The sequence below is a fragment of the Sphingobacterium shayense genome, assembly GCF_013179575.1.
GTDB lineage: Bacteria > Bacteroidota > Bacteroidia > Sphingobacteriales > Sphingobacteriaceae > Sphingobacterium > Sphingobacterium shayense.
Genome location: NZ_JABMCQ010000249.1, coordinates 1 through 3,987 on the forward strand (window position 1 = coordinate 1; position 3,987 = coordinate 3,987).

The 3,987-nt window shown below is 40.1% G+C and carries 2 protein-coding genes; both read left to right on the top strand.

Annotated features, from left to right (window positions below):
- The first annotated feature begins 122 nt into the window (after positions 1-122).
- Complete coding sequence (locus HP439_RS18170) at positions 123-3,242, top strand: RHS repeat domain-containing protein (protein WP_172391749.1); 3,120 nt, start codon at positions 123-125, stop codon at positions 3,240-3,242.
- 2 nt (positions 3,243-3,244) lie between these two features.
- A partial coding sequence (locus tag HP439_RS18175) for a DUF6443 domain-containing protein (RefSeq protein WP_246229412.1) occupies positions 3,245-3,987 on the top strand: 743 nt, incomplete at its 3' end.

Consider the following 3,987-nt stretch of genomic DNA (forward strand, 5'->3'; position numbering starts at 1 on the left):
CTTTTATTCCCTAACAGCATAGTTTATCTTTTAATAAAAAGCTTTTTTCGGTGCGCCGAGTATATATTTTAATTTTTTTTATGTTAAAACATTGGATTTTGATATCGTTGTGTTTTTTATACATGACTGAAGATTGTCGTTCTCAGCAATATTATAATGCGATAAAGGACCCTGTAACGGTCCCCCTGTCTCCGACTGCGGCAAATTTGGGAAAGTTTGTTCAGACCCCAGTTGGCAGTTATACGGGAATCCCTGAAATAGCCATACCAATTTGGGAAATTCGATACGGAAATATAGTGATGCCACTTAATCTACAGTATCATGCTGGGGGAATTAAAGTGGATGAGCTCTCTTCAAACGTCGGCCTTGGATGGTCTTTAACGAATATGCCTAATATTTCGAGAGTGGTCAGAGGTTTAAAAGATGGTGGATATAACTACTCGAAGATTGAGTCCTTACGTAATAACCAACTCACCAGTAGTGAGACTGTCGAATATGTAATAGACGTAATGGACGGGGTCACAGACGCTGAACGAGATTTATATATTCTTTCGTATCCCGGATTAAGTTGTCAATTTATTGAAGACAAGAACGGTCAGTTCGTTACTATTCCCAAAGACAAACGGTTAGCAATAAACAAAATTTCGGATTTTGAATGGCAGATAACTGACGATACAGGTACTAAATATACGTTTCGCGAATCTACACACTCTGAAAACCTTACTACAATTTCCTACGGATATGGAAATGTGAATGAGCTAGGGCAAGAGAACAGTGTAAATACCTGGTACTTAACAAAAATTCAAGACAATCTAAATAGAACCATAGCTTTTGAATATAACTCTGTCCAATACAGTGTCGACAATAAAGCGATTGAGGGGGTCAAGGTATTCGATCCAGGATCGTCTTGTGGCAATAGTATTGAATTTTTTGGAGTAACCAATTTTACCCAATACACAGAACCTGTTGTTAACGTAATAACCTATGGGAATACATCAATTCGATTTAATTACCAAGATCAAACTCGACTAGATTTACCTGGTGCTTTTGCAATGGACAGGATTACTGTTACGTCAGGTAACGATATAATAAAATCATTCGATTTCTATTATTCTTATTTTCAAAATTCGAATGTTGGCACTACAGGAGGAAGATACTATGCATTTAAAGATGAAGATAAATATAGATTAAAATTAGATTCGCTTGTAGAACGAAATGAGACCGAGCGTATGCCGGCGTATCAATTTCATTATTCTGGACCCCAACTACCGTATAGACTGTCAAACGCACAAGATCATTGGGGTTACTTTAACGGTAAAAATAATACCGATTTCGTGTCATACCGCCGTGATGGGACTATATTAGGAGGAAATAAAAATATCGATAATAACTTTAGTTCTGCATGCATACTCAACAGGATTAAGTACCCTGCAGGTAGCGAAGTACTTTATGAATACGAAGGCAACCAACTACCAGGCACACTTGAAAGCAGAGAAGTGACAGTGGCTCGCATTTATAGAGACAATGCAACAAAAGGGGATGAAAAAGAAATTTATGAAATCTCGGAAACCGTTGATTTGACTACCGACGTCACCGGGGGTAGTATTTACATAAAGCCGATTGTAACTATTGAGGGATTTTCTGCTCAAGAGGATGACTCATACGAAATCTCGATGGTTCGAGCAGGAGACACACCTATAAAAATAATTCGTAGCGGTCCCTTTATGTTTATCCCAGCAGGAGTATACACAGTAAAGCTCACCATTTATTCCCCTGCCGATCCAGGAAACGCCAACTTTGTTTCGGTTAATCTAGATATTGTAACAAGGAAAACATTTAAACGAGACTACACGGATGCGCCCGGAATAAGGGTTCGGAAAATCACAAATAGCGATGGAAGAGGACAGACGATGGTCGGGGAATACACTTATACGCTCCCAGACTCAAATCAATCGTCAGGGATATTGGGTACCGATTTTTCTGGAGACGCAACGAGTTATGAAATTTCAGATCAGAGGGTAATACGAGCGAGCCACGGGTCGATCGTGAACTGTACGTATGATCTTTTTAATAGCGTCTCTAATTATCCGCTTATCAATTCCAATGGTGGATACGTGGGATATTCATTTGTTACTACAACAGAATCAGACGGAACAAACTCGCGAAAGACCGTCACGAATTATTCTAATCACGATAGATTTTCAGACATTGTAAGTGGAACAATCCCAATCGGACCAAATTCAACTCAGGGATATAAGCGAGGACTAATAAAGACTCTAGAAATATACGAAACAAAAAATGGTGAATTCGTCTTAAAAGAGTCTCGTGTAAATACATATCGAAAGGTTGCCGGATCAGAAACTTATATATATGGTATTAAAGCCAGTGAGTCTACAGAAAAAGGGCCATATAACTTATTACCAAGTACGAGATTTGCGAATTCAAGCGTAAATATTTATCAAAACTATTCCGATTCTTTTAAGTTAGTTGCGGACACTGTGACCACAATCGAGAATGGAGTCCGTGTAGTAGAAGTAAACAATTATCGTTATAATGACAAATATCTATTAGAAGGCATTGAGTACAGTGGTTCTCGGGGTGAAATTTATACTCAGGAGACGAAGTACCCTTCTGATTATTCCGATCCGATTTATGCCGCAATGCAGCAGTCAAATATCTTGTCAACCATTGTTGAAGAGAGTCGTCAAATAGGAAATAGTACGTCAACGCTAAAAAATATCTTTTCTCAGCGAATTTTAGATGGTAAGGCCCAATTTCTAACAAGTTCCACCACCTCGTTTATTAATGATAATGTAAACAAAAAAATATTGATGTCATATTATGATATATACGGAAATCCACAACAGGTTAGACGGCAAGACAACGCGATCACTTGTTATTTATGGGGGTACGATGGACAATATCCTGTAGCTAAAATTGAGAATGCAACTTATCAGGAAGTTTTAGGTATTCTAGGGCAAACAAAAATAAATAGCTTGAACGCCGCCAACGTATCTGATGAAACCGTAAGAGAAATAGTAAACTCACTTCGTAATCATGCAAACATGCGGAAGGCTCAAATATCAACATACACATATAAGCCATTGGTAGGGATGACCAGCATAACCGATCCTAGAGGAACTACAGAGTATTATCTGTACGATGGGTTTCAGCGGCTGAAGCATGTGTTGGACTTCGAAGCAAATGTCTTACAGGATTACCGTTACAATTATAAAAAATAGTTATGTGCGTTATAAAACAAATATTCACGATTATTTTAGGCTTTTTATTGGCGCAGAACGTGTTTTCACAGCCATCATCGCTGGAACTAAATCGTTATAACGGTGAACCATCATTTTATGCGCTCGATAACATTGTCTTAAAGGACGGATTCCATATTCCCATTGGAAAAACAGTGCTGATTTCAGTTGGTGGTTTTCCGAATCTGACCAGCTTACCAACTGGAACGCAGAATTATATCCTCACTCGTACGTTCCGAACGCCGATCAAACAGGCTAACCTGAGCAGTGTCAGGACAATAGATCAGGAAAATCAGACCGTACAGTACCTCGACGGACTGGGGCGCCCTATACAACAGGTTGAGGTGATGGCCAGTCCGAGCTATAAAGATATCGTACAGCATATAGAGTATGATGGTTTCGGACGGGAGACGATTAAATATCTCCCCTATGCTGAACAAAGTTCTTCTAACGGGAGCTTTAAGTCCGCTGCTAAAATTGATCAATCGAATTTTTATAAGGTCGGCGGCGGTTGGGATACACACGTGAAGAAAACACCAAACCCATATGCGGTGACCGTATTTGAGACCAGTCCGCTGAACCGTGTATCGCAACAGGGATCGCCGGGCGCTGCCTGGCAGCCCATCGCCAACCGTGACTTGGCGGCAGCGACCGGCCGCACCGTGGAAACTGAGTATGGTACCAATGTGGCAACTGGGACCGAGGCGGTTAAACTGTGGAAGGTAAC